General features: G+C 59.5%; 20 protein-coding genes. 14 read left to right on the top strand and 6 right to left on the bottom strand.

The annotated features are described in order from the left end of the window. Positions 1-72: 72 nt before the first annotated feature. Both GSQ88_RS22790 and GSQ88_RS22795 read right to left on the bottom strand, forming a co-directional pair. Positions 73-420, bottom strand: coding sequence for a hypothetical protein (locus GSQ88_RS22790; RefSeq protein ID WP_159010365.1), 348 nt, complete (start codon positions 418-420; stop codon positions 73-75). A 110-nt stretch (positions 421-530) separates the two neighbouring features. After that, entirely contained in the window at positions 531-1,421 is an 891-nt protein-coding gene (locus GSQ88_RS22795) for an ion channel (protein WP_159010017.1), read from the bottom strand. A gap of 251 nt (positions 1,422-1,672) precedes the next feature. On the opposite strand from GSQ88_RS22795, the gene GSQ88_RS22800 reads away from it, so the two are divergent. Then, positions 1,673-2,299 carry a ParB-like protein gene (locus GSQ88_RS22800; protein ID WP_159010018.1) on the top strand — a complete coding sequence of 209 codons (627 nt, stop codon included), beginning with the start codon at positions 1,673-1,675 and terminating at the stop codon, positions 2,297-2,299. A 75-nt stretch (positions 2,300-2,374) separates the two neighbouring features. Here GSQ88_RS22800 and GSQ88_RS22805 read toward each other — a convergent pair whose 3' ends face one another. After that, positions 2,375-2,950 carry a peroxidase-related enzyme gene (locus tag GSQ88_RS22805; RefSeq protein ID WP_159010019.1) on the bottom strand — a complete coding sequence of 192 codons (576 nt, stop codon included), beginning with the start codon at positions 2,948-2,950 and terminating at the stop codon, positions 2,375-2,377. Between the two features lie 121 nt (positions 2,951-3,071). Then, positions 3,072-4,805 (bottom strand): ATP-binding protein, encoded by a 1,734-nt coding sequence (locus GSQ88_RS22810; RefSeq protein ID WP_159010020.1) that lies wholly within the window; start codon positions 4,803-4,805, stop codon positions 3,072-3,074. Positions 4,806-5,061: 256 nt separating this feature from the next. Between GSQ88_RS22810 and GSQ88_RS22815 the strand changes: the two genes are divergently transcribed. Beyond that, positions 5,062-5,901, top strand: coding sequence for an alpha/beta fold hydrolase (locus GSQ88_RS22815; protein WP_159010366.1), 840 nt, complete (start codon positions 5,062-5,064; stop codon positions 5,899-5,901). Positions 5,902-6,031: 130 nt separating this feature from the next. After that, the gene (locus GSQ88_RS22820) at positions 6,032-6,742 is read left to right on the top strand and encodes a carbonic anhydrase (RefSeq protein WP_246784935.1); all 711 of its coding nucleotides are present in this window, start codon (positions 6,032-6,034) and stop codon (positions 6,740-6,742) included. Positions 6,743-6,943: 201 nt separating this feature from the next. On the opposite strand, the gene GSQ88_RS22825 is transcribed toward GSQ88_RS22820, so the two are convergent. Next, positions 6,944-7,195 carry a hypothetical protein gene (locus tag GSQ88_RS22825; RefSeq protein ID WP_159010022.1) on the bottom strand — a complete coding sequence of 84 codons (252 nt, stop codon included), beginning with the start codon at positions 7,193-7,195 and terminating at the stop codon, positions 6,944-6,946. A 297-nt stretch (positions 7,196-7,492) separates the two neighbouring features. Here GSQ88_RS22825 and GSQ88_RS22830 point away from each other — a divergent pair, with 297 nt between their 5' ends. The 7 genes from GSQ88_RS22830 (at position 7,493) to GSQ88_RS22860 (ending at position 15,312) form a co-directional block, all read left to right on the top strand. Beyond that, a complete protein-coding gene (locus GSQ88_RS22830) occupies positions 7,493-8,752 on the top strand; it encodes an MFS transporter (RefSeq protein WP_159010023.1) in 1,260 nt (419 codons plus the stop codon). A 139-nt stretch (positions 8,753-8,891) separates the two neighbouring features. Continuing rightward, the gene (locus tag GSQ88_RS22835; protein WP_159010024.1) at positions 8,892-9,755 is read left to right on the top strand and encodes an ABC transporter substrate-binding protein; all 864 of its coding nucleotides are present in this window, start codon (positions 8,892-8,894) and stop codon (positions 9,753-9,755) included. Continuing rightward, a complete protein-coding gene (locus tag GSQ88_RS22840) occupies positions 9,752-10,711 on the top strand; it encodes a catechol 2,3-dioxygenase (RefSeq protein ID WP_159010025.1) in 960 nt (319 codons plus the stop codon). The genes GSQ88_RS22835 and GSQ88_RS22840 overlap by 4 nt, the downstream gene beginning before the upstream one ends. Positions 10,712-10,962: 251 nt before the next feature. Beyond that, positions 10,963-12,033: a 3-deoxy-7-phosphoheptulonate synthase gene (locus GSQ88_RS22845; RefSeq protein WP_159010026.1), complete on the top strand. Its 1,071-nt coding sequence runs from the start codon at positions 10,963-10,965 to the stop codon at positions 12,031-12,033. A 99-nt stretch (positions 12,034-12,132) separates the two neighbouring features. Continuing rightward, the gene (locus GSQ88_RS22850) at positions 12,133-12,660 is read left to right on the top strand and encodes a hypothetical protein (protein WP_246784937.1); all 528 of its coding nucleotides are present in this window, start codon (positions 12,133-12,135) and stop codon (positions 12,658-12,660) included. 172 nt (positions 12,661-12,832) lie between these two features. After that, entirely contained in the window at positions 12,833-13,564 is a 732-nt protein-coding gene (locus tag GSQ88_RS22855; protein ID WP_159010027.1) for a DUF4163 domain-containing protein, read from the top strand. 449 nt (positions 13,565-14,013) lie between these two features. Then, positions 14,014-15,312, top strand: a complete 1,299-nt coding sequence (locus GSQ88_RS22860; protein WP_159010028.1) for a glycosyltransferase family 87 protein — start codon at positions 14,014-14,016, stop codon at positions 15,310-15,312. Between the two features lie 320 nt (positions 15,313-15,632). On the opposite strand, the gene GSQ88_RS22865 is transcribed toward GSQ88_RS22860, so the two are convergent. Next, positions 15,633-16,220 carry a beta-class carbonic anhydrase gene (locus GSQ88_RS22865; RefSeq protein ID WP_159010368.1) on the bottom strand — a complete coding sequence of 196 codons (588 nt, stop codon included), beginning with the start codon at positions 16,218-16,220 and terminating at the stop codon, positions 15,633-15,635. Between the two features lie 568 nt (positions 16,221-16,788). On the opposite strand from GSQ88_RS22865, the gene GSQ88_RS22870 reads away from it, so the two are divergent. The 4 genes from GSQ88_RS22870 (at position 16,789) to GSQ88_RS22885 (ending at position 20,028) form a co-directional block, all read left to right on the top strand. Next, a complete protein-coding gene (locus GSQ88_RS22870; protein WP_159010029.1) occupies positions 16,789-17,070 on the top strand; it encodes a hypothetical protein in 282 nt (93 codons plus the stop codon). A gap of 237 nt (positions 17,071-17,307) precedes the next feature. Then, the gene (locus GSQ88_RS22875) at positions 17,308-17,817 is read left to right on the top strand and encodes an Lrp/AsnC family transcriptional regulator (RefSeq protein ID WP_159010030.1); all 510 of its coding nucleotides are present in this window, start codon (positions 17,308-17,310) and stop codon (positions 17,815-17,817) included. A 338-nt stretch (positions 17,818-18,155) separates the two neighbouring features. Next, positions 18,156-19,118 (top strand): aliphatic sulfonate ABC transporter substrate-binding protein, encoded by a 963-nt coding sequence (locus GSQ88_RS22880; protein WP_159010031.1) that lies wholly within the window; start codon positions 18,156-18,158, stop codon positions 19,116-19,118. Positions 19,119-19,245: 127 nt separating this feature from the next. Further along, positions 19,246-20,028 (top strand): MetQ/NlpA family ABC transporter substrate-binding protein, encoded by a 783-nt coding sequence (locus tag GSQ88_RS22885; RefSeq protein WP_159010032.1) that lies wholly within the window; start codon positions 19,246-19,248, stop codon positions 20,026-20,028. The last annotated feature ends 205 nt before the right edge of the window (positions 20,029-20,233 follow it).

The following is a 20,233-nucleotide window of genomic DNA, read 5'->3' on the forward strand; positions in this document are numbered from 1 at the left end:
ATTGCGATGCTTCGGCAGCGCCCGGTGTGGCTGCGGCCGCCGGCCGGCAAAAAGACCGCCGAGGTCGCTGTTCTAGATCGACGGTGTGGCGATGCGCACGCAGTCGTGGCGTCCCATCAGGACGCAATCCTGAGTCCGGCGCAGGTCCTGGATGCTCATGGCGAGCCATATTCCGATTGCCGTCAGGGCGATGGTAAAGGCAAGTGCTGCGATATTTGCCAGGATGCGATGCTGAAAGTCGTCCGGCTCATCCCGGGGCCGCTCATAGCGCGACAGGTCGTTCGGCTCCCGACCGGCGCCCTTCAGCGGCGTATCGGCGCCCGGATCCTTCCGCCACCCCGGCGTCAGAGCGGGGTTACGCGGCCGGAATTGCAGCACGCGATGCTCGTCTTCCGCCGTGATGGGCCGCTGGTTTTTCACTGCTGCCAGCTCCGTGAATCCTGTTTGTAAATTAGCACGCTCGCGGCGCGTGTCACAGAAAATGTTGTGGTTATAGGGCACCAACTAAAAGGTGATCGAGATACAACCAGCTATGCCTGCTCGATGGTTTCGTTGAAGCGGCCATAGTCCAGTCTCAAACGGCCGTCGGCCTGGGGGCCGAGGATATCGACATAGCTGCGGCCAAACAGGATGTCGGCGTGGTCGTACGATCTTCGGGCGTGGACCGTTTGCGCTGCAACAACATCATACCCGGACACCACCACCACGAGCGAGGTGCTCGTTGCATCGAGGTCTTTCGCGGTCTGCTGATAGAACGGGCTGTTTTCGTCGATCGTGTGGTAGAGCGTCCAGCTCAGCGCCAGCGCGGGATGCTCGCTTCGCGTCAGCGGCAATTCGTAAAACCGTCGATGCGTTTGGCCCTCCAGGGTCACGACGTTTCTGAGCAGCCACAATTTGGCGGTGGCATTGGCGATGACGTTGTGACGTTCGTTGGCAAAACGTATCATCAGGCTCGGCTTGCCGTCGTGGTTTGAAATCACCGGATTGTCCGCGAACAACAGCCGCGCGTTGGGGCGCGAGAACCTGGAGAAAATCAGGCCGGTCATCAACGACATCGAGAAGATGCCGGTGAACAACTCCACCGCGGCGATGAAATGCCCGTAATGGGTCTGCGGGTGCATGTCGCCGTAACCGGCGGTCGAAAGCGTCTCGATGCTGAAATAGAGATAGTCGATATAGGCGCCGCCGGGGACGTTGGCGATCGGCTGATTTCCGATCCAGTAGAGCCAGGCGAAGATCGCGTTGAAGACCACAAACACCAGCGCGGCGCCGCCGACGAAGGCAGGCCATGTGGCGGTCATGCAACGATGGCTGATGTCGGCCCAGAAACTGAGATGAAGGCCCTCGCTGATAATGATTTCGCGATCGCCGAATCGAATGAACTGTTCGTTCGATTTTCGTCCGTTCCGCCGCCTGAACATCGACCAAATCTCTTGAAGCGCTCGCCTAGAGCATTTCCGGTTCTGATGGAATCAGAACCGGGCTCTAGACTCTTGTTTTGACGCGTTTTCTTGACGCGAACCGGTATCCACGGAGCCTGTCATCGGGCGCGCATTCGCGCGACCCGTTGGCTCGAAAACGCTCTAAAGGTATTTAATTGCCTGTCGCATCATGGCATAATCGCGGCGATTTAAACGAGATTTTGCCCAGTCCTAGATCAGAGGTTCAAGTTATGGCGAATACGCGCGAACCGATCCTTCGGCCGATCCCGATCCTCACGCTCCGTCCGACCCAGATGACGGTCGGGATGCGGGAGGTCAAGGAGAAGCGCAAGCGCTGGCGCGAACACAAATCGGCGAAAAAGCGCGGCGAAATGCTGGGGACACATATGATCCCGGTGGTGCTCGGCCCGGACAAGAACCATTATGTGGTCGATCATCATCATTTGGCGCGCGCGCTTCACGAGGAGGGGGTGAAGGACATTCTCGTCACCGTGATCGGCGATCTCACCATGGTCGAACCCGATGCGTTCTGGAGCGTGATGGACGACAAGCGATGGGTCTATCCCTACGACGCCAAGGGCGAGCGCCGGCGCTACAAGGATATTCCGAAATCGATCACCGGGCTCAAGGATGATCCGTTCCGCAGCCTTGCCGGCGAGCTGCGCCGCGCCGGGGGCTTTGCCAAGGATACCACGCCATTCAGCGAATTCCTGTGGGCCGATTTCCTGCGCCGGAGGATGTCGCGCAAGAGCGTAGATGAGGATTTCGCCAGGGCGATGGAAAAGTCGATGTCCTTTGCCAAAAGCAAGGACGCGATCTATTTGCCCGGCTGGTGCGGACCGGCGTCGGACGATTAAAGCGTTTTCCAGCGAAGTGGGCACCGGTTCGCGTAAAGAAAACGCGTCAAAAAAGAATCACTTTGCGGGCGCAAGCTATTTCGGCAGGCGCCCCATCAGGTAGAATTCGTCGTTCGGTCGCATGGCCGTGACGTTGGCCATCCGGTTCGACAAGGCAAAGAACGCCGAGATCGCGGCGATGTCCCAGGCGTCGTCGTCAGTAAAGCCGTGGCTGGCGAGATCGGCGAAATCCTGTTCGGAGATCGTGCCCGCGTCCAGGCTGACCTTCATGGCGAAGTCCAGCATGGCACGCTGGCGCGGCGTGATATCGGCCTTGCGGTAGTTGACGGCAATTTGGTCCGCGATCAGCGGGTTCTTGGCCCGGATCCGCAGGATCGCGCCGTGCGCGATGACGCAATACTGGCATTGGTTGGCGCTGGAGGTGGCGACCACGATCATTTCGCGCTCGGCCTTGGTCAGGCCGCCGTCTTTCTCCATTAGGGCGTCGTGATAGGCAAAGAAGGCGCGAAACTCGTCGGGCCGATACGCCAGCGTCAGGAACACATTCGGCACGAAGCCTGATTTCTCCTGCACCGCGAGCAGCCGGCTGCGGATGTCCTCCGGCAGCGTGTCGATCGGGGGCGCTGGGAAGCGTTTCGGGGTCTGGTTCATCTCTGGAAATTCCGGCGCGCGGCCTGCGGGATGCGGGCGCGCACAGACCATAGTCGATGACGGTGTTGCCGCAAAGCGCGCGCAGGGGCGGGCGCGCCGCTTTGGTGGTGGCTTTGGGCGCTCAGCGCAGCGGCTTCTTCAGAAGCGAGAAGCGGTCGGGATCGAGACCCAGCGACGGTTGCAGCATCGGCGCCTCGACCGTGCGCGCGGCGGGCCGTTCATTGATGGTGGGATCGTTCGGCACGTCGCGATGCGACGTGGCGCCGCGCCAGCGCTCGAGCACGGCGCTGACGAAATGCATGTCGTGGCCGCTGGATGCGGACGGCACCGTCGAGATGGTGGCCTCGCTGCGCGGCAGTTGATGCACCGGTACTTCCTTGAAACGCAGCCGGGTCGGCAGTGCCACGCCTTCACCGAAGGCAAGCACTTCGCGGGTGCCAAGCGAGGGAACGAACGACAGCAGGTTTGCCGCGGCATCCGACACCGCCGAGCGCAGCAGCGCCTGGTCGCGGTCGTTGGCGAGGCGCATCGCAAACAGCGTATTGCATTGCGAAATGATGGTGGCGTCGAGTTCGGCGGGGCGCTGGGTCACGAGCCCGAGATACACGCCGTATTTGCGGCCTTCCTTGGCGATCCGCGACACCGCCTTGCGGGTCGGCCCGAAGCCGATATTGCGGTCGGCGGAGGCGTAGCGATGGGCTTCCTCGCAGACGAACAAGAGCGGTGACACGCCGTCGCTCCACAGCCCGAAATCGAATGCCATGCGGCACAGGACCGAGACCACGGAATCGACGACTTCGGCGGGGAAGCCGGCAAGCTGCATGATCGTCATCGGCCGGCCATTGGCCGGCAGCCGGAACAAATGGCTGATGACTTCCGCCATGGTGTCGCCGCCGACATTGGCGTTGTCGAACATGAAGGCATAACGCGGGTCGTTGCGCACGGTTTCGATGCGCGAGATCAGCTTGTGATAGATGATGCGCGACGAGCGGTTCTCCAGCTTGCCCATCCGCTCGTCGATCAGCGAGATCAGATCGACCAGGCGATAGGGGACGGGCGTGTCCGCGGTATAGCCGATGGTCTTGGGATCGATCCGCTTCAATCCGACCCGATCGGCATTCTGGTACTGGGTATAGATGCCCTTCGCCATCGGAACGACTTCGGCGAGAATGTCGAGCTCTTCGGGAACGCCGGGCCGGCCGGCGAACAGCACGTCGACGATCTCTTCGAAATTGAACAGCCAGAACGGCAGTTTCAGGTTACGCGGATTGAGAACCAGCGAGCGGTCGCCAAAGCAGCGGCCATATTCGTTGTGAACGTCGAGCAGGAAAACCCGCAGGTTCGGGCGCGATCTGAGGATTTCGTTCAGCAGCAACGACACGCCGCTGGATTTGCCGACGCCGGTCGAGCCGAGCACCGCGAAGTGCTTGGAAAGCATTTCTTCGATATCGACATAGGCGATGACGGACGGATCCTGCTGCAGGGTACCGACATTGATCTGGTCCGATCCGGACGGCGCATAGACCGTGCGAAGTTCCTGATTGCTGATCAACTCGACCGTATCGCCGATGGTCGGGTAGTTGGTGACGCCGCGCTGGAATTTCGGGCGGTCCGCGATGCCGAGAATTTCACCGAGCAGATCGACCGAAGCGATGGCGATGTAGTTGTCCGACGCCGGCAGGTTCTCGCAGGATACTTCGGTGATCATGGCGACGATCGTCGAGTTCGCGCAGCGGATGCTGACGAAGCGCCCGACGGTGGCCCTGACTTCCGAGACGCCCATCTGGTTTTTCGCCAGCAGTCCGACCCGGGCGAGGGATCCGCGCACCGAAATTACCCGTCCAAATGATGTCACAGTAAGAAGCCCGTCATCTGATGCGCATTCTGCCCTCCACACTATGGTGGGTGGGGTTGGAGAAACGGTTAAGTCGGCATGGTCTCGACTCGGTAAAATCTGTGACATCTTGGTCGGCATATGGCCTGATGGGGCGATCCATCGGCTTTATTGCCGAATATCGCCAAAAAAACCGATGTCTTGCGACCAATCCTTAACCGGGGCGGCAGTTTCGGCTTAACGTTTGATTTACCAAGATTTCGAGGAAGCCATGATGATGCACCGGTTCCTGCTCGCCTTGGTTGGCGTCCTTGCCAATTGGCCCGCTCTGGCCGGTGAACGATGGGAGACATTGCCGCCGACGCCTGCGCCGATCGTGGCCGACCGCGCCGGCCACGCGCAAGTCAACGGCATCAGCATTTACTATGCGATCTACGGCCATGGCTCGCCGGTGATCTTCCTGCATGGCGGGCTGGCGAACACCGATTATTGGGGCAACCAGGTTGCGGAGGTCGCGGCGCATCATACCGTTATCCTGATGGACAGCCGGGGTCACGGTCGCAGCACGCGCGATACGCGGCCCTATGGCTACGATCTGATGGCGGACGATGTCGTCGCGTTGATGGACAGTCTCGATATCCCCAAAGCCGATATTGTGGGCTGGAGCGACGGCGGAATTCTCGGCATCGATCTCGCCATGCGCCACAAGGAAAGGATCGGCAAGATCTTCGCCTTTGCGGCGAACACAACGGTGTCGGGCGTCAAGGACGGCGTCGAGAAGAATCCGACCTTTGCCGGCTATATCGAGCGCGCCGGCCGGGAGTACAGGACGCTCTCGGCAACGCCTGGAGACTACGACGCGTTCGTCGAGCAGATCAGCCGAATGTGGGCCGAGCAGCCGAATTGGAGCGATGCGCAGCTAAAGGCCATCGACACGCCGATCCTCGTTGTCGACGGCGATCACGACGAGGCCATCAAGCGCGATCACACCGAGGCCATCGCGGCGACGATCCCGCATGCGGGGCTGCTGATCCTGCCGAATGTCAGCCATTTTGCGTTTTTTCAGGACCCCAAACAATTCAATTTCGCCATCCTTCATTTCCTGGGTGACGAGTAGGAATCGGTTCGCGGACCGCGAAATACGGATGCTTGTCTTGGTTGGAACGGGTATCGTGTCCTGACTGCAATGAATGCCGACCAGCAGGGGGAACGCTGCCATGTGCACCCGATGTCGCGCTAACGAGGCCATGTTGTTCGCGGCAACCTCAAGGCGCCGCTTTCTCCAATCGGTCGGCGGGGCGGCGGCCGGTTTAGCGTTGGGGTCGCCGGCGTTCGCCAAGGACACCAAGGCATTGCCCAAACCGCAGAACGAGCTTCCCCCGGATGCGGCGCTGGATCGGCTGATGAAGGGGAATGTTCGCTATGTCGATGGCGTCTCGCGCCGCCACGATTTCAAGGTCGAACGCGAGGCGCTGGTAGGGGGCCAGAATCCATACGCCGGAATCCTTAGTTGCGCCGACTCGCGCATCGCCCCCGAATACGCTTTCGATAGCGGCAGAGGCGATCTGTTCGTCTGTCGCGTCGCGGGTAATTTCGCCAACGACGATACCGTCGCAAGCCTGGAATATGCCGTTGCGATCCTCAACACGCCGCTGTTGCTCGTGCTGGGGCACGAAAGCTGCGGCGCGGTGAGCGCAACGATCAAATCACTCAAGGACAATACCACGCTGCCGGGCCATCTGCCGTCGCTTGTCAGCAACATCGCTCCGGCGGTGAAGGCGAGCATGGATCAGCCCGGCGACCAACTCCAGAATGCGATCAGGCGAAATGTCGTCGACAATGTCGTCAAACTCAGATCGGCGACGCCGATCCTAAGCGTCGCGGTCGCAGAGGGTAAATTGAAAGTCATCGGCGGCATCTACCGCCTGAGCGATGGCAAGGTCGAACTGATCGACTAGACCTTATTTTGTGACGCGTTTTCCTGATGCGAACCGGTACCTACTTCAGTCGAAAACGTCATAGCTACGAGCTTGCCGCGGTCGTCCCGCTCCGAGACATCTGCTTCCGTGGTACTTCGACATACCACGGAAGCAGATGTTGAGGTGTCTGCGACACCTCCAGGAATCTTCCTGTTTCGATTCTGCCTTTTAAAATCCTGGCTATTTCGATTTGTGATGCTTGGCCAGGTAGGCATGCAGGGATTCCGTGCCGGTCTCCTTGAGCAATGTTTTTAACATAAGGGTTGAACGGCGGTCTTTGGCGAAATGCTCGCCATAAGTCTTGCGCAATGTGCCGACCAATGTGTTGCCGTGCTTCTTGTCGATCCGGCCGGTCTTGTCGCGGTGCCGGCCGTCCAATGCTTTCTTCGCCGAAGCTTTTTTCTTCAAGGCTTTCTTCGCTTTCTTCGCCATAGATGCCTCTCCCTCGGTTGTGCAGAGACAACAGGCTATCGGCCCGTGAAACGAAGTTCAATCCCGATATGAGCGCGCTGCATTCGTTTCGTTGCGCCGGCGTGGCGAATGAACAGCATGACAAGTGGCCATGCATGACTGCGCTCGTCGACCAGCGTTCGGCCTGATTGACATGCGTAATACCAACGTTAGGCTGTGCCGGCTTCCAGAAGGCGGTTTTCCATGCGTTGGAAATCGGTCTGCTGAAATAACAAGAAACAGGGCAGGGTGGAGCGCGATGAGCCGCGGCGTCGAGTTTTGAGCGAGTTCGCGTGGCCTTCCGCGCTCGCGCCGTTCCGTATCAGGAATTATCGTTTCCAGTGGCCGTCCGACCTCCTGACGTCGTGGGCGTTCGAGATGGAGACGATCATCCTCGGCTGGTACGTGCTGGTCGAGACCGGCTCGGTGCTGCTGCTGACTTTGTTTGCCTCGCTCAATTACACCGGGACGCTGCTGGCGCCGCTGTTCGGCGTGATCGGCGACCGCATCGGCCACCGCGACCTGCTCGCGGTGATGCGGGCGTCCTACATCGTGCTTGCCGCCACGCTGCTGACGCTGGTCCTGACCGGTCATTTGGATGCCTCCTGTGTCCTGGTGATCGCGGCGCTGATGGGCCTGGTCCGCCCGTCGGATCTCGGCGTGCGCGGCGCGCTGGTCGCCACCATCATGCCGTCGAATCAATTGATCAGTTCGATCGCGGTTTCGCGCACGACGATGGATCTGGCGCGCATCGCCGGCGCCTTGAGTGGCGCCGGATTGTTCGCAGGTGCGGGCCTCGGGCCGGCCTATGTCGTGATCGTCAGCCTGTATGTGATCAGCACGTTGCTGACGCTGTGCGTCGTGGTGCCTGCGGAACGCCGCCCTGCCGTTGAAATGGCGGTTCGGGCGTTGCGGCGCTCGCCGCTGCGCGACCTCAAAGAAGGGGTTTCGCACGTCTGGATATCGCCGGCCATGCGGGCGGGGATCTGGATCGCGTTCATCACCAACCTGACCGCATACCCCTTCACCAACGGCCTGCTGCCCTATATCGCGCGCGAGATCTACGGCGCCAACCAGACGATACTCGGATATCTCTCGGCCGGTTTCGCGATCGGCTCGCTGATCGGTTCGGTCACGCTGAGCCTGATCGGCAGGGTCAGGGTCGCGCGGCTGATGATCTGCGCGACCGCGATGTGGTACGTCGGGTTGCTGGTATTCGCGCGCATGCCGAGCGTTCCGACCGCGATCGTCAGCCTGACGCTGGCGGGTATCTCGCAAAGCATGTCCATGATCACGATCGCGGTCATCCTGATGCGGACCGCCGACGAACGTTTCCGTGGCCGGGTGATGGGTGTGCGGATGCTGACGATTTACGGCCTGCCGTTCGGGCTGATGGCCGCCGGCAGCCTGATCGACCAGGTCGGGTTTGTCGCCACCGCGACGCTCTACGTCGCCGTGGGGCTTGCGATGCTGGCGGCGGTTGCCTTGCACTGGCGCGCCGATCTGTGGGATCCGCATGCGCCGGCCAACGCCAAGTGACCACGACAAGTGACTAGAATGTGAGCAGCCATAGTGCGTCGCCGCCGGCTCGGCCCGTGATTTTGTATCGAACTTTGCGTTTGATGCGGGGGTGGATTAACTTCGCTGGGATATGTCGATCGACCGGAGACCGATTGAAATGACGACGCGGCTGCGCACCTTGCTTGGCACCCACCCCAATACGGCCGCGCTGAAGGATGGATCGATCACATCGGATCTGGTTTCGTTTGATTTCGCCGAGTATTCGCCGACCAATAAGGGCTTCAAGCCGATGGTGCGCGACGGCGCCTTCGACGTTTCGGAGATGGCGATCGTTACCTATCTGATGGCGAAATCGGTCGGCAAGCCGATGGTGCTGTTGCCGAATGTGGTGGTGGCGCGATTCCAGCACGGACATGCGCTCTACAATGCGAAGCATGGCACGCTGAAACCCGGCGACCTCAACGGCAAGCGCGTCGGCATTCGCTCCTTCACCACCGCGACCGGGGCGTGGCTTCGCGGGATTCTCGCCAATGAGCATGGCGTCGATCTCGATTCGATCGATTGGGTGACGTTTGAGGACGCCCATGTTGCCGAATACCGGGACACCACGAAGCGGGCGCCTGCCGGCAAGGAAATCCTCCAGATGCTGGTCGATGGCGAACTCGACGCGGTGCTGGGCGAGAAATCCGAGCATCCCGATTTGAAGCTGCTCTTCCCTGACCGCTCGAAGGAAGAGCTGTCCTGGTTCGCCAGATATGCCGTGTTGCCGATCAACCATATGGTGGTGGTGAGCCAGGAGTTGTCGGAGCGGAATCCCGGTGCGGTGCGTGAAGTGCATCGGCTGCTGCAGGAGGCCGCAAAGGACGCCACACCGCGCTATCCGAACGACAATACCCGCCGTTCGCTAAGAATGATCATAGACTATTGCGTGCAGCAGCGACTTATTCCGCGGGCGTTTACGGTGGATGAGTTGTTCGACGATGTCACGCGTCCGCTGTTGGAAAGGATGCCGCAACGATGAATCCCGAACCGATTTACGATCTTGCCCATCTCGGCCATCTCGAAATGCTGACGCCGAAGCCGGACGAGAGCCTGAAATTCTTTGTCGATGTGATGGGCATGACGATCAGCGGGCGCAAGGGCGAGTCGGTGTACTTGCGCGGCTGGGACGATTACGAGCGCTATTCGCTGAAACTCACCGCGTCAAACACCTCCGGGATGGAGCATATGGCGCTGCGCGCCCGAAGCCCGCAGGCGCTGGAGCGGCGGGTCGCGGCGCTGAAGGGATCGGGTTTCGATATCGGCTGGACCGATGGCGATATGGGGCAGGGGCCGGCGTTTCGTTGCCGCGATCCCGACGGCCACATCGTCGAGTTGTATTACGAGACCGAATGGTATCAGCCGCCGCCCGAGCTCAAGCCGGCGCTGAAAAACCAGGCGCAGCGCTTTCCGGCGCGCGGCGTCAACGTCCGCCGCCTCGATCACCTCAATTGCCTCGCGGTCGACATCAAAGCGAACCGGATCTTCTTCGAGGACTATCTGGGCTTGCGGCTGACCGAGCAGATCGTGCTCAACGACGGCACGGAAGCGGCGATGTGGATGACGATGTCGAACAAGAGCTACGATTTCGCCTACTCGCGCGATCATTCCGGCACGCCCGGCCGGTTTCATCACGTCACCTACGCGCTCGACAGCCGCGAGGAGATCCTGCGCGCCGCCGATATCTTCCTGGAGAACGGCGTCTATATCGAGACCGGCCCGCACAAGCACGCGATCCAGCAGACGTTCTTCCTGTACGTCTACGAGCCCGGCGGCAACCGGGTCGAGGTCGCCAATGCCGGGGCCCGGCTCATCCTGGCGCCGGACTGGAAGCCGATCGTGTGGACCGAGGAAGAGCGCAAGAAAGGCCAGGCCTGGGGGCTGAAGACCATCGAGTCGTTCCATACCCACGGCACGCCGCCGGTGGCGCATAAGTGACACCTTAGAGGCGCCGACTGCTCCCGCCATAAAAAGCCGTGACAGCGGCCTCGCCGTGCGATAGACAGCGCCCGTCATGATCAACGCCGCAAACCTGTTTTATAGCTGGTTTTATTATTTCCAAAGCCCCGGGCAGCGGAAGGCACGCGTTTGATCTGACATCAAGCCAATCGTGTTCAACCAGCCGCCCGGTTTCCTGGCGGCTTTTTTGTGCCGCCGGAAGACTCCGCCGCTCCCCAAGGAGACTTCACGTGACCCCCTCCACCGACGATGTCCGCATCCGAGAAATCAAGGCCCTGATCACGCCGAGACGGGTGATCGGCGAATTCCCGCAGGCGCCTCTCGCGTCAGAGACGGTTGCCAATTCGCGCGCCGCGCTAAGCTGTATACTGCATCACAACGACGACAGGCTCGCGGTCGTCGTCGGCCCTTGCTCGATCCATGACCCGCTCTCGGCGATGGAATACGCACAGCGCCTGAAAGTCCTCAGAGATCGTCTCGCCGGTGAACTCGAAATCGTGATGCGGGTTTATTTTGCAAAACCGCGAACCACGATTGGCTGGAAGGGACTGATCAATGATCCCGATCTCGACGGCAGTTTCAGGATCGATGACGGCCTTCGGATCGCAAGGAAGCTGCTGCTCGAGGTCAACGAGATCGGTCTGCCCGTCGGCTCGGAGTTTCTCGATATCGTAGCACCGCAATATCTGTCCGACCTGGTCGCCTGGGGCGCGATCGGCGCGCGTACCACCGAAAGCCAGGTTCACCGCGAACTGGCCTCCGGATTGTCCTGTCCGATCGGATTCAAAAACGGTACCGACGGCAAGGTCAAGATCGCGGTCGATGCGGTCAAGGCCGCGGCCGAGCCGCATCACTTCCTGGCGGTGACCAAGGACGGTCAATCGGCGATCGCTTCGACGACGGGCAACACGGATTGCCACGTCATTCTTCGCGGCGGCGACGCTCCCAACTACGGTGCCGCGGAGGTCGAAGCCGCCTGTCGCGCGCTGCAGGCATCGGGATTGCAGCGCTGCGTCATGATCGACGCGAGCCATGCCAATAGCGGCTATGATCCGGCAAACCAGCCCAACGTCGTCGATGCGGTGGCCGATCAGGTCGCCGCCGGCAACCGCTGCATCATCGGCATGATGATCGAAAGCAATTTGGTTGGCGGCCGGCAGACGCATATGCCGGGCCGGGCGCTTCGTTACGGCCAGAGCATTACCGACGGATGCATCGATTGGGACACCACGGTCAAGGTGCTGGAGACGCTGGCGCAGGCGGTGACGCTGCGCCGAAAGACCGTGCGATTGGCGCATTGAATTTTCTGGTGCGCGTTTCGAACCGGATCGCGGCGGATGCCGACCAACGGAAGGTAGCACCGCCGCGGGCCGATCGAAACTCTGGATGATCACATCGCAATGAAACTTCTGTCCGCTTTCGCCACGGCGCTTCTGGCGCTGACGCCAACCGCCGTTTGTCTGGCCCAGGCCCCCGAGCGGCAGGCCTGCGACGTCCACGTCGACATCATCGACACCGATCCCAAGGGCACCCATGTCAGGGCCACCCCCGGCGGGACGGTGATCGCGTCGCTGAGCAATCCCAATGCCGAGGGCTGGATCGCGGTGCACGTCACCGGCCAGCTCGGTGACTGGTATGAGATTGATCGCGCCAACCTCATCAACGCCGATCTCGGGCCGGACGGCAAAGCCCTTTTCCACGGCAAGGGGTATCTGCATAAAAGCGTGGTCGGCGTCAGCGGGATGCAAAATGATGGCGCGATCTATCGCGATCACGACGTCAAGAGCGAGCCGGTCGACCTCCACGCGCCGGGAGAACAGCAAGTGGATTTGCTGGGCTGCTGGGGCGAGTTTCTGAAAGTGCATGTGAGGAAAGGCAGCGGCTGGACCCGACAGGCCTGCACCAATATGGACACGACCTGTTCCTGATCGCGCCGATCAATCGCTTTCGTCATGGCCGGGCTTGTCCCGGCCATCCACGTCTTTTTTGCTTTGCTTCGGCAAATACGTGGATACCCGGGACAAGCCCGGGCATGACGAACTTTTCGGTGACCCGATTCTATCGACCGCTTTTCGGTCGGACCCTGAGGAGACTTAGTTGATGATGAAATCATTCGCCGCGGCCTTTGTCTTGTTGGCATCGGCCACGGCGCCCGCGTTCGGCGCCGATTATGACGCGACGGAAAAGTCGCCGCTTTATGAACTGCATCTGCGGATACCCGCGACCGCGATGACGATCGCGCCGCTCAAGGAAAAAATCCTGGCGCTGTACAAGAGCGATGCCGATCAGGCCAAGAGCGACGCCAAGGAGGACAAGCAGGACAACCCGAGCTTCCATCCCTACAGCATCGACACGGTGTGGCGCGTGACCTTCGAGAGCGAGGCGGTCGTGAGCCTTTCGGCCGATACCAACGCCGATACCGGCGGCGCGCATCCCAATGAGGCCTTCCAGACGCTGGTCTGGGACAAACACGCCAACCGTGCGGTGCCGGTCGAGGCGCTGTTTGCGCCGGATCAGGTCAAAGCGGCGCTCGGCGCGATCGCGGATGCCGCCGCAAAAGCCTGGACCAAAACCTATGTTCAGCGCAGCGGCCAGCAGCCGGGACCAGAGGCCGATGTCGCCAAGGACGGCATCGGCGCCGATCCCGACAAGCTCAAGAACTATGCGCTGACCTACGCCAAGGGACAGACCACCGCCAACGGCATCGTGCTGTTGTATGGCGCGGGCCAGGCTTGGCCGCACGTGCTCGGCGATTTTCGGCTCGCGGTGCCGGCGTCCGTGTTCGCGAAATATCTGGCGCCGCCGTGGAAGGCGGTGTTCGGGGCCAACTGATCCGTGCTCACTCGATCGGCTGGCAGATCAGCAGGGCTTCGTCGGACTGCGAAACCGGAGCAGGCTTCGCGCGTAGCCCTCGATCAGCATCAGCTCGGCGCCGATCCGGACATAGGTCTTTCGTTCGCTCCGAAGCAGACGCAAGACGACTGATGACCTTTGACGGGGGAAGCCACGTTACACGTGAGAAAAATCAATCGCGATTGCTCGTAGCGGCGCGGCACCGAAATCACGAATTAAAATTTATTAAGTTGGTGTACCGACGTTTCTGTCGTGTGCCAAAGCCGCGGGACCAATGCCAATTGCGTTGCGTGAAGAGAAATGCCTGGCGGATTGATGCCATCACGAAGTTGCCGGGAGAGGGTTCTGGTCAATTCGAGGTGCCTTCTTAAGCCCCCGGCAAGGAACAGCAGTTAAAATTCCGGCCAATGAGCCCGTTGCAGAGACCATTGCTGCTGTTGTTTGCGATGTGCCTGGCGACACAGGCCAGCGTCAATCTGATCATGTATTTCCACGAAATGTCCAATGGCTCGCGCTTCGGCGGCGACTTCATCTGTTTTTGGAATGCGGCACATCGGGTACGGCACGGCGACATCGCCGCTATTTACGATCCTGATACAAGGCAGAGAATCCTGTCGACGCATACGACAGGCATCATCTCCTGGTTCGTGTATCCACCATTCACCTTAGTTGGATTATGGCTGTTGGGCGATGCGACGTACAACGAGGCGGTCCTGGCCTGGTCGCTCGTTCCGCTGGCGTTCTATTTTGCTTTGATCGTTTTGTTGGCGAAACGCTCCGGCTTGGCTTATCGCACCAATCCAGCTTGCGAGAATAGCTGGCGGCGAATACAGGCTTACGCCGTCCTTATCGCGTTCTCGTTGCCCTTTCTCAGTGCCAATCTGTTTAGCGGACAGACGGGTGCGTTCATTGCCGTATTCTTTCTCGGGGCGGCGTATTTCTGGCCAACGCGTCCTGTTCTGGCAGGAATTTGCATCGGCCTTTTGGCAATCAAGCCACAGATGGGGCTGCTGATGCCCTTCGCGCTAATAGCGTCCGGTCAGTGGCGCGTGATCGCGGCCGCAGCGACAACCGTCCTCTCCCTGATTGTTCTCTCGACGATGTGGCTTGGGACCGCGATCTGGACGGATTACTTCCGCATGAGCCAGCTATTCGGCCAATTTGTGGGCAGGGGCTACGATCAGATACGGCAACTTGCACTCGGTCCCTATGTCGCGTTGCAGGGAGCTGGAATGCCGGCCGCTCTCGCGGGCGTTTTACAGGCAGCCGTAACAATTGCGGTTCTGACCGTAATCATCCAGGTTTTCTGGCAGCGTAGGTCAAACAAACCGGAATTGCGAAAAGATGATGGGGGGCTTGATCTTCGACTGGCGCTGCTGGCTGCGGGGACCTTGCTTGCAACGCCGTACTCATTGTCTTACGACACGCCGCTGCTGATGCTGTCCATTATTCCGCTGCTGGCACGCAACTGGCGTGACGGATGGGACGGGCTTGAATTAGCCTCGGTAGCCGGGCTGTTGGTCTCACCCTATGCACAGCTTCTCACGGTCGGCAGCCACGTTCCGTTTGCATTCCTCGCCCTGTTACTTTGGTTTGGCGTGCTGTATCGGCGTTTCCAGAAAGAAAGACCGACCCCGGCCGGTTGGCTCGCAAATGCCGGATATAAAAAGCACCCTATTTTCCGGAAGACGGACGCTATTTTGCCCGGAGCGGGATTTGCTGACTAAATCCCGTTTGGGGCGATTTAGGCGGGCGCCGACATGCTTGATCTACATGTCGATGATGGAGCCACCGGCGCGGCTGAAAAGACGACCTAGATCGATGTATTGATACGGATTAACGGTCTGGTTCAGCGCGATAGCCCACCAGTCTAGACGATTTTTGCGATCGTGCCGAACAGAGCCAGGTTCCAACGTTTCATGTCGTTGCAGACGGGGAGCGGTTGCGACGAGAATTTCGCCGCAACCATCTCGGCGCGGGGATCCACGTACAGCCATTGCCTGGTGTCGCCAATCCGCGTCGTGTGAAGATTTAGCGGATGTCGGGATCAAGCCTTTGGCTTGCCGGCGGCCGTGGCATCGGCAACCTCGTCGAGCCGTCCCGTTTTGACATCGTAGATGAAGCCATAGATCGGGATATGTCCGGGGACGAGAGGATGATGGCGAATCCTCAATACGTCCTCTGTCACGCTTTTCGCGTTGTCTTCGAAGGTGTGCCAATGAACGTATTGCCCGGCAACTGAACCGCCGCCATGCTTTGGGTTAAACCATTTCTTCCCATCATGCTCCGCCGTTTCGAGATTATCCGCAAGCAAGTCGCCGATGATCTCTCCCGTAAAGAGTTGCATCCCGCAGTCGGTATGATGAACGACGAACCATTCCCGCGTCCCAAGCAGCTTGTGTGAAATCACGAGGGAGCGAATGGCGTCATCCGATGCGCGTCCGCCGGCGTTACGAATGACATGCGCGTCGCCCTCGGCGAGTCCGGCATATTTCGCGGGATCGAGCCTGGCGTCCATGCAAGTGAGAATGGCAAAGCGCCGTGCTGGTGGCAGGGCAAGTTTTGCTTTGTCGCCAAAGCTGGCGGCGTACGTACCATTTGCGGAAACGACTTCGTCATAGATGCCGCTAGCCATCGTTGTTTCCTCGCTGGTTGGTAACGTGCCCTTCGATGGATTTGATCGGCGGATGTGCAGGCGGTCAAGGAAATGAAAGTTTGTTGTTTGGTCGATCTCAATCAAGTCGTGCTCGGAACCGCCGCTGCTCGTGCAAGGAAATTGCGGAGTCGTTTTTGCCTGGGCCACGATTGCCGTGAAGGTCGGCTGGCCGGCGACGGTCACAGCCGCTAACTTCGGTGCGGCCGCGTCGTCCGACACCATCGCGATGCAGTCGCCGTGCCGAGCGAAATCAGAAAATCGTTCTGTTGTGTGCGGACGACATGAGCGGTTTATCGCTTTTTTGAAGAGTGTCTTGCCAGCAGCGGCGGACTGACCCAGCTTTCAGGGATGCAGCTGAAAAGAGAATCACGATGCCGATCTTGTATGCCTGCGTTCTGATTGAAATGCTGAAGCGGTCATCGGTGCCGTCGTTGACGACGATTGCCTCGCTCGCGGCATTGCAAAGCGCGGCATATGGGTGAGTGTCGTCAAATCGCTGTCGATCGGCCGTCGGTCTATTGAAGTCAGTTAAAGCAAGGGAGCGCGAATGACGAGCCAATTCCCGAGATTTGCAGCGTTGCCATTTGTTGTGATTGACGACGATGTGATCGCCGGCACGCCGGTGCGCTGCATCAACGAGCGCGCGGCCATCATGTGTGCGCAAAGGCTGTTGACGGTGTTCGGGAACGTCGGCTCGGTTGCCCTTCGTCGGTCGAGCGTCTCCGGTGAGACCCTGGATGTGCTCCAGACATTCGGCGATGTGCCGATGGGAAGTGAATTGATTGAATCGTCCTTGCGTAAAAACGCGGACGTATCGATCGGCCACTGAATAGCAGCCGGACGCTGATCGTTTTGGAGTCTCACCGTTTTTGAGCGCCTCGGTCGTGCCGACGGGCCGCTGTCACGGCTCATGCCTCCATCGGCCAATCGAAAAGTCCTACGGCGGATGGGATCGGCAGCAGGACTTTCTTCCGGGCTGCCATTTGACGCGATTAAATTCGGCTTGCGTAGAATATAATTCTATATATGCTTCCAATATCATAGGTATTAGAAGAAAGTTCCAAATATGAGCGATGTCGTTGCTGCGCTGTCAGATCCACCGCGTCGTATCGATGCGATTGATCGGAAGATATTGAGGGTCCTGCAAGAGGACGCGTCGCTTTCGGTGGCTGAGATCGGGGAGCGCGTTGGCCTGTCGTCGACGCCCTGCTGGAAGCGCATTCAGAGGATGGAAGCCGAGAACATCATCACCGGCAAGGTCGCGCTGGTCGATCAAAACAAGATCGGGCTTGGGCTTTCCGTATTCGTATCGGTGGAAAGCGGTGACCATTCCGATGAGTGGCTGAAGAAATTTGCCACGGCCGTGAGCGCGATGCCTGAGGTCATGGAGTTTTACCGCATGGCCGGCGACGTGGACTACATGCTGCGTGTCGTGGTCGCGGATATGCTGAGTTACGACATTTTCTATAAAAAGCTGATCGGCGCGGTCGCATTGAAGAATGTGACGTCGCGGTTCGCCATGGAAAAAATCAAGTCCGTCACCGCATTGCCGGTTCCGGCCCTGGAAGCCGCATAATCCTGGCGATGTCGTAGCCTTTGAGACTTTCTCTGCCTCGACCATCGGGGTTCGAGGAAGTCGATTGGCAGTGTGACGTCAGTTGACAACGTCGCCGTGCATCGTTGCAGTACAGTCTGCACGGCGACGCAAAGCTGGTTCGTCAAAACAAAAATCGATCCGGCCGGCATTTCCTTCGTGGAGCAACCGAAGCAGAGACGAAGTCGTTTGCTTTGCGGCGTCTTGGATCGCAAATCTTGCATTGTCGATTTCATCTTTGAAACAACAATGCGGACAAAAGCGCATAGAGTTCCGTCTTCGCGATCTAGCGTCGCAAACCCCTGACGGAGCAAAAACACATGTCATGGAACGGACGGGCCCTCGTCGTTGGCGCAGCCCTGGCTTTGCTCGGGTCGATCGGCATTGCCTCAACATCCGCCGTCGCGCAGCAGTTGAAGGAAGTGCGGATCGGATTTCAGCGCGCAGGTATTTTTCCTGCGGTGAAGCAGCGCCACACCGTAGAAGATGCGCTCAAGCCGCGTGGTATCGAAGTGAAGTGGGTCGAGTTCTCATTCGGCCCGCCGCTACTCGAGGCACTCAACACCGGGAATATCGACTTTGGGTATACCGGCGACGCTCCACCTGTTTTTGCGCAGGCCGCGCGCGCCAATCTGCTGTACGTGGCTGCGTTGCCGTCCGCCGGCGCAAACGAGGCGATCGTGGTTCCCGAGAATTCGCCGATCAAAACCCTGGCAGACCTCAGGGGCAAGAAGGTGGGCTTCGCCAAAGGCTCCAGCGCGCACAACACCACGGTCGCGGCTCTCGAAAAGGCCGGCCTTTCCTATTCAGACATCACGCCGGTCTATCTTACGCCCGCGGATGGCGCGACCGCGTTTACCGGCGGCAGCCTCGACGCCTGGACGATTTGGGATCCTTATCTGGCGCTGACCGAGAAGGGAAAGGTGCGCGTTCTGGCATCGGCGAAGGATGTCGAGGAGTCCAATGGCTTTTTCCTCGCGAACAAGGACTTTACCGGGCTCCATCCGGATATCGTGGCGTTGCTGAATCAGACATTTGCTCAGGAGTCGAAATGGGCCGATCAGCACAGAGAAGAGATCGTGAAGACGCTGCATGAGGCGACCAGCTTTGATTCGGAAGCTCTCGCACGCGCGGTAGCAAGGTCGGAGTTTCTGGTTACACCGGTGACGGACAAGATCATCGCGACCCAGCAAGCGACGGCTGACAGGTTCTTGAAACTCGGCCTCGTTCCGAAAGCGATAACCGTCAAGGACATCGTCTGGAACTGGACGCCGGGATCGTAGACAAGCAGCCGTTACGGCCATTGAGTTTGCCGCCGCGGTTGCCGCTGGCGCCGGCCGACGGCTGGCCGGCGGGCGCTGTGCATCTTTGAATTGTTGAAATTAGCCATTCGCGAAGGGCCGATAAATCATGTTGCTACGTCAGTTCGTCGTCTCGGCGGCTATTTTGGCCGTCCTCGGAAGCGCGGTCTCGGCCGAAACGATTACCGTCGGCGTCACAGCAGGCCCTCACGCCCAGATACTCGAGGCGGTGAAGCCGATCGCGGCCAGCAAGGGTCTCGACATCAAGATCGTCGAATTTACCGACTACGTGATGCCCAATGCGGCGCTGGAAGCAGGCGACCTACAGGCGAATTCATTTCAAAACCAACCCTATCTCGACAACCAGAAGGCGGACCGTGGCTATAAAATCGAAGCTGTCGGGCTGACGGTCAATTTTCCGATTGGAATCTATTCGAAGAAACACCGGAGTTGGGATGCCGTGCCGGAAGGCAGCACATTGTCGATACCGAACGATCCGACCAATGGCGGCCGCGTGCTTCTCTTGCTGCAGGAAAAGGGCGTTTTGAAACTCAAGGCGGGCGTCGGATTCAAGCCGACCGTCGCCGACATCATCGAGAATCCAAGAAAGTTCAAGGTCGTGGAAGTGGACGCTGCACAGACGGTGCGGACCCTCGACGACGTCGATGCCGCCGCGGTCAATACCAACTACGCGACCGAGGCGGGCCTCGATCCGGTCAAGGATGCTATTCTTCGCGAAGATCCGAAAGGGCCCTACACCAACCTCATCGCAGTTCGCGCCGTCGACAAGGATAAGCCCTGGGTCAAGCTGCTGGTTGAAAGTTATCACACGCCAGAGGTGAGGGAGTTCGTTCTGACCAAGTTCAAGGGAGCGGTGCTGCCATCCTGGTAAGCCCCCTTGATGCCGAAACAGCCTGAGAAAACTGTTTTCCGATTGCCCGCTTTTGTATGCGTTCTATTCCTGCGTCGGAATGAACGACCAGAAGTGATTGAGGTTGTAGAGTGAAGTTCTGCGCCAATTGTCAGATTAGAAAAGCCATTTCGTTGACCTCGCTGGATCGGAGCTTCATCGTCTGCCAGCGTTTTGCTCCCAGGAG

This window comes from Bradyrhizobium sp. S69 (assembly GCF_009766005.1).
GTDB lineage: Bacteria > Pseudomonadota > Alphaproteobacteria > Rhizobiales > Xanthobacteraceae > Bradyrhizobium.

Bases quoted from the DNA above. Each gene is read 5' to 3' on its own strand.
- GSQ88_RS22795 (WP_159010017.1), bottom strand. From the start codon at position 1,421: ATGTTCAGGCGGCGGAACGGACGAAAATCGAACGAACAGTTCATTCGA.
- GSQ88_RS22800 (WP_159010018.1), top strand. From the start codon at position 1,673: ATGGCGAATACGCGCGAACCGATCCTTCGGCCGATCCCGATCCTCACG.
- GSQ88_RS22805 (WP_159010019.1), bottom strand. From the start codon at position 2,950: ATGAACCAGACCCCGAAACGCTTCCCAGCGCCCCCGATCGACACGCTG.
- GSQ88_RS22815 (WP_159010366.1), top strand. From the start codon at position 5,062: ATGCACCGGTTCCTGCTCGCCTTGGTTGGCGTCCTTGCCAATTGGCCC.
- GSQ88_RS22820 (WP_246784935.1), top strand. From the start codon at position 6,032: ATGTTGTTCGCGGCAACCTCAAGGCGCCGCTTTCTCCAATCGGTCGGC.
- GSQ88_RS22825 (WP_159010022.1), bottom strand. From the start codon at position 7,195: ATGGCGAAGAAAGCGAAGAAAGCCTTGAAGAAAAAAGCTTCGGCGAAG.
- GSQ88_RS22835 (WP_159010024.1), top strand. From the start codon at position 8,892: ATGACGACGCGGCTGCGCACCTTGCTTGGCACCCACCCCAATACGGCC.
- GSQ88_RS22840 (WP_159010025.1), top strand. From the start codon at position 9,752: ATGAATCCCGAACCGATTTACGATCTTGCCCATCTCGGCCATCTCGAA.
- GSQ88_RS22850 (WP_246784937.1), top strand. From the start codon at position 12,133: ATGAAACTTCTGTCCGCTTTCGCCACGGCGCTTCTGGCGCTGACGCCA.
- GSQ88_RS22855 (WP_159010027.1), top strand. From the start codon at position 12,833: ATGATGAAATCATTCGCCGCGGCCTTTGTCTTGTTGGCATCGGCCACG.
- GSQ88_RS22865 (WP_159010368.1), bottom strand. From the start codon at position 16,220: ATGGCTAGCGGCATCTATGACGAAGTCGTTTCCGCAAATGGTACGTAC.
- GSQ88_RS22870 (WP_159010029.1), top strand. From the start codon at position 16,789: ATGACGAGCCAATTCCCGAGATTTGCAGCGTTGCCATTTGTTGTGATT.
- GSQ88_RS22875 (WP_159010030.1), top strand. From the start codon at position 17,308: ATGAGCGATGTCGTTGCTGCGCTGTCAGATCCACCGCGTCGTATCGAT.
- GSQ88_RS22880 (WP_159010031.1), top strand. From the start codon at position 18,156: ATGTCATGGAACGGACGGGCCCTCGTCGTTGGCGCAGCCCTGGCTTTG.
- GSQ88_RS22885 (WP_159010032.1), top strand. From the start codon at position 19,246: ATGTTGCTACGTCAGTTCGTCGTCTCGGCGGCTATTTTGGCCGTCCTC.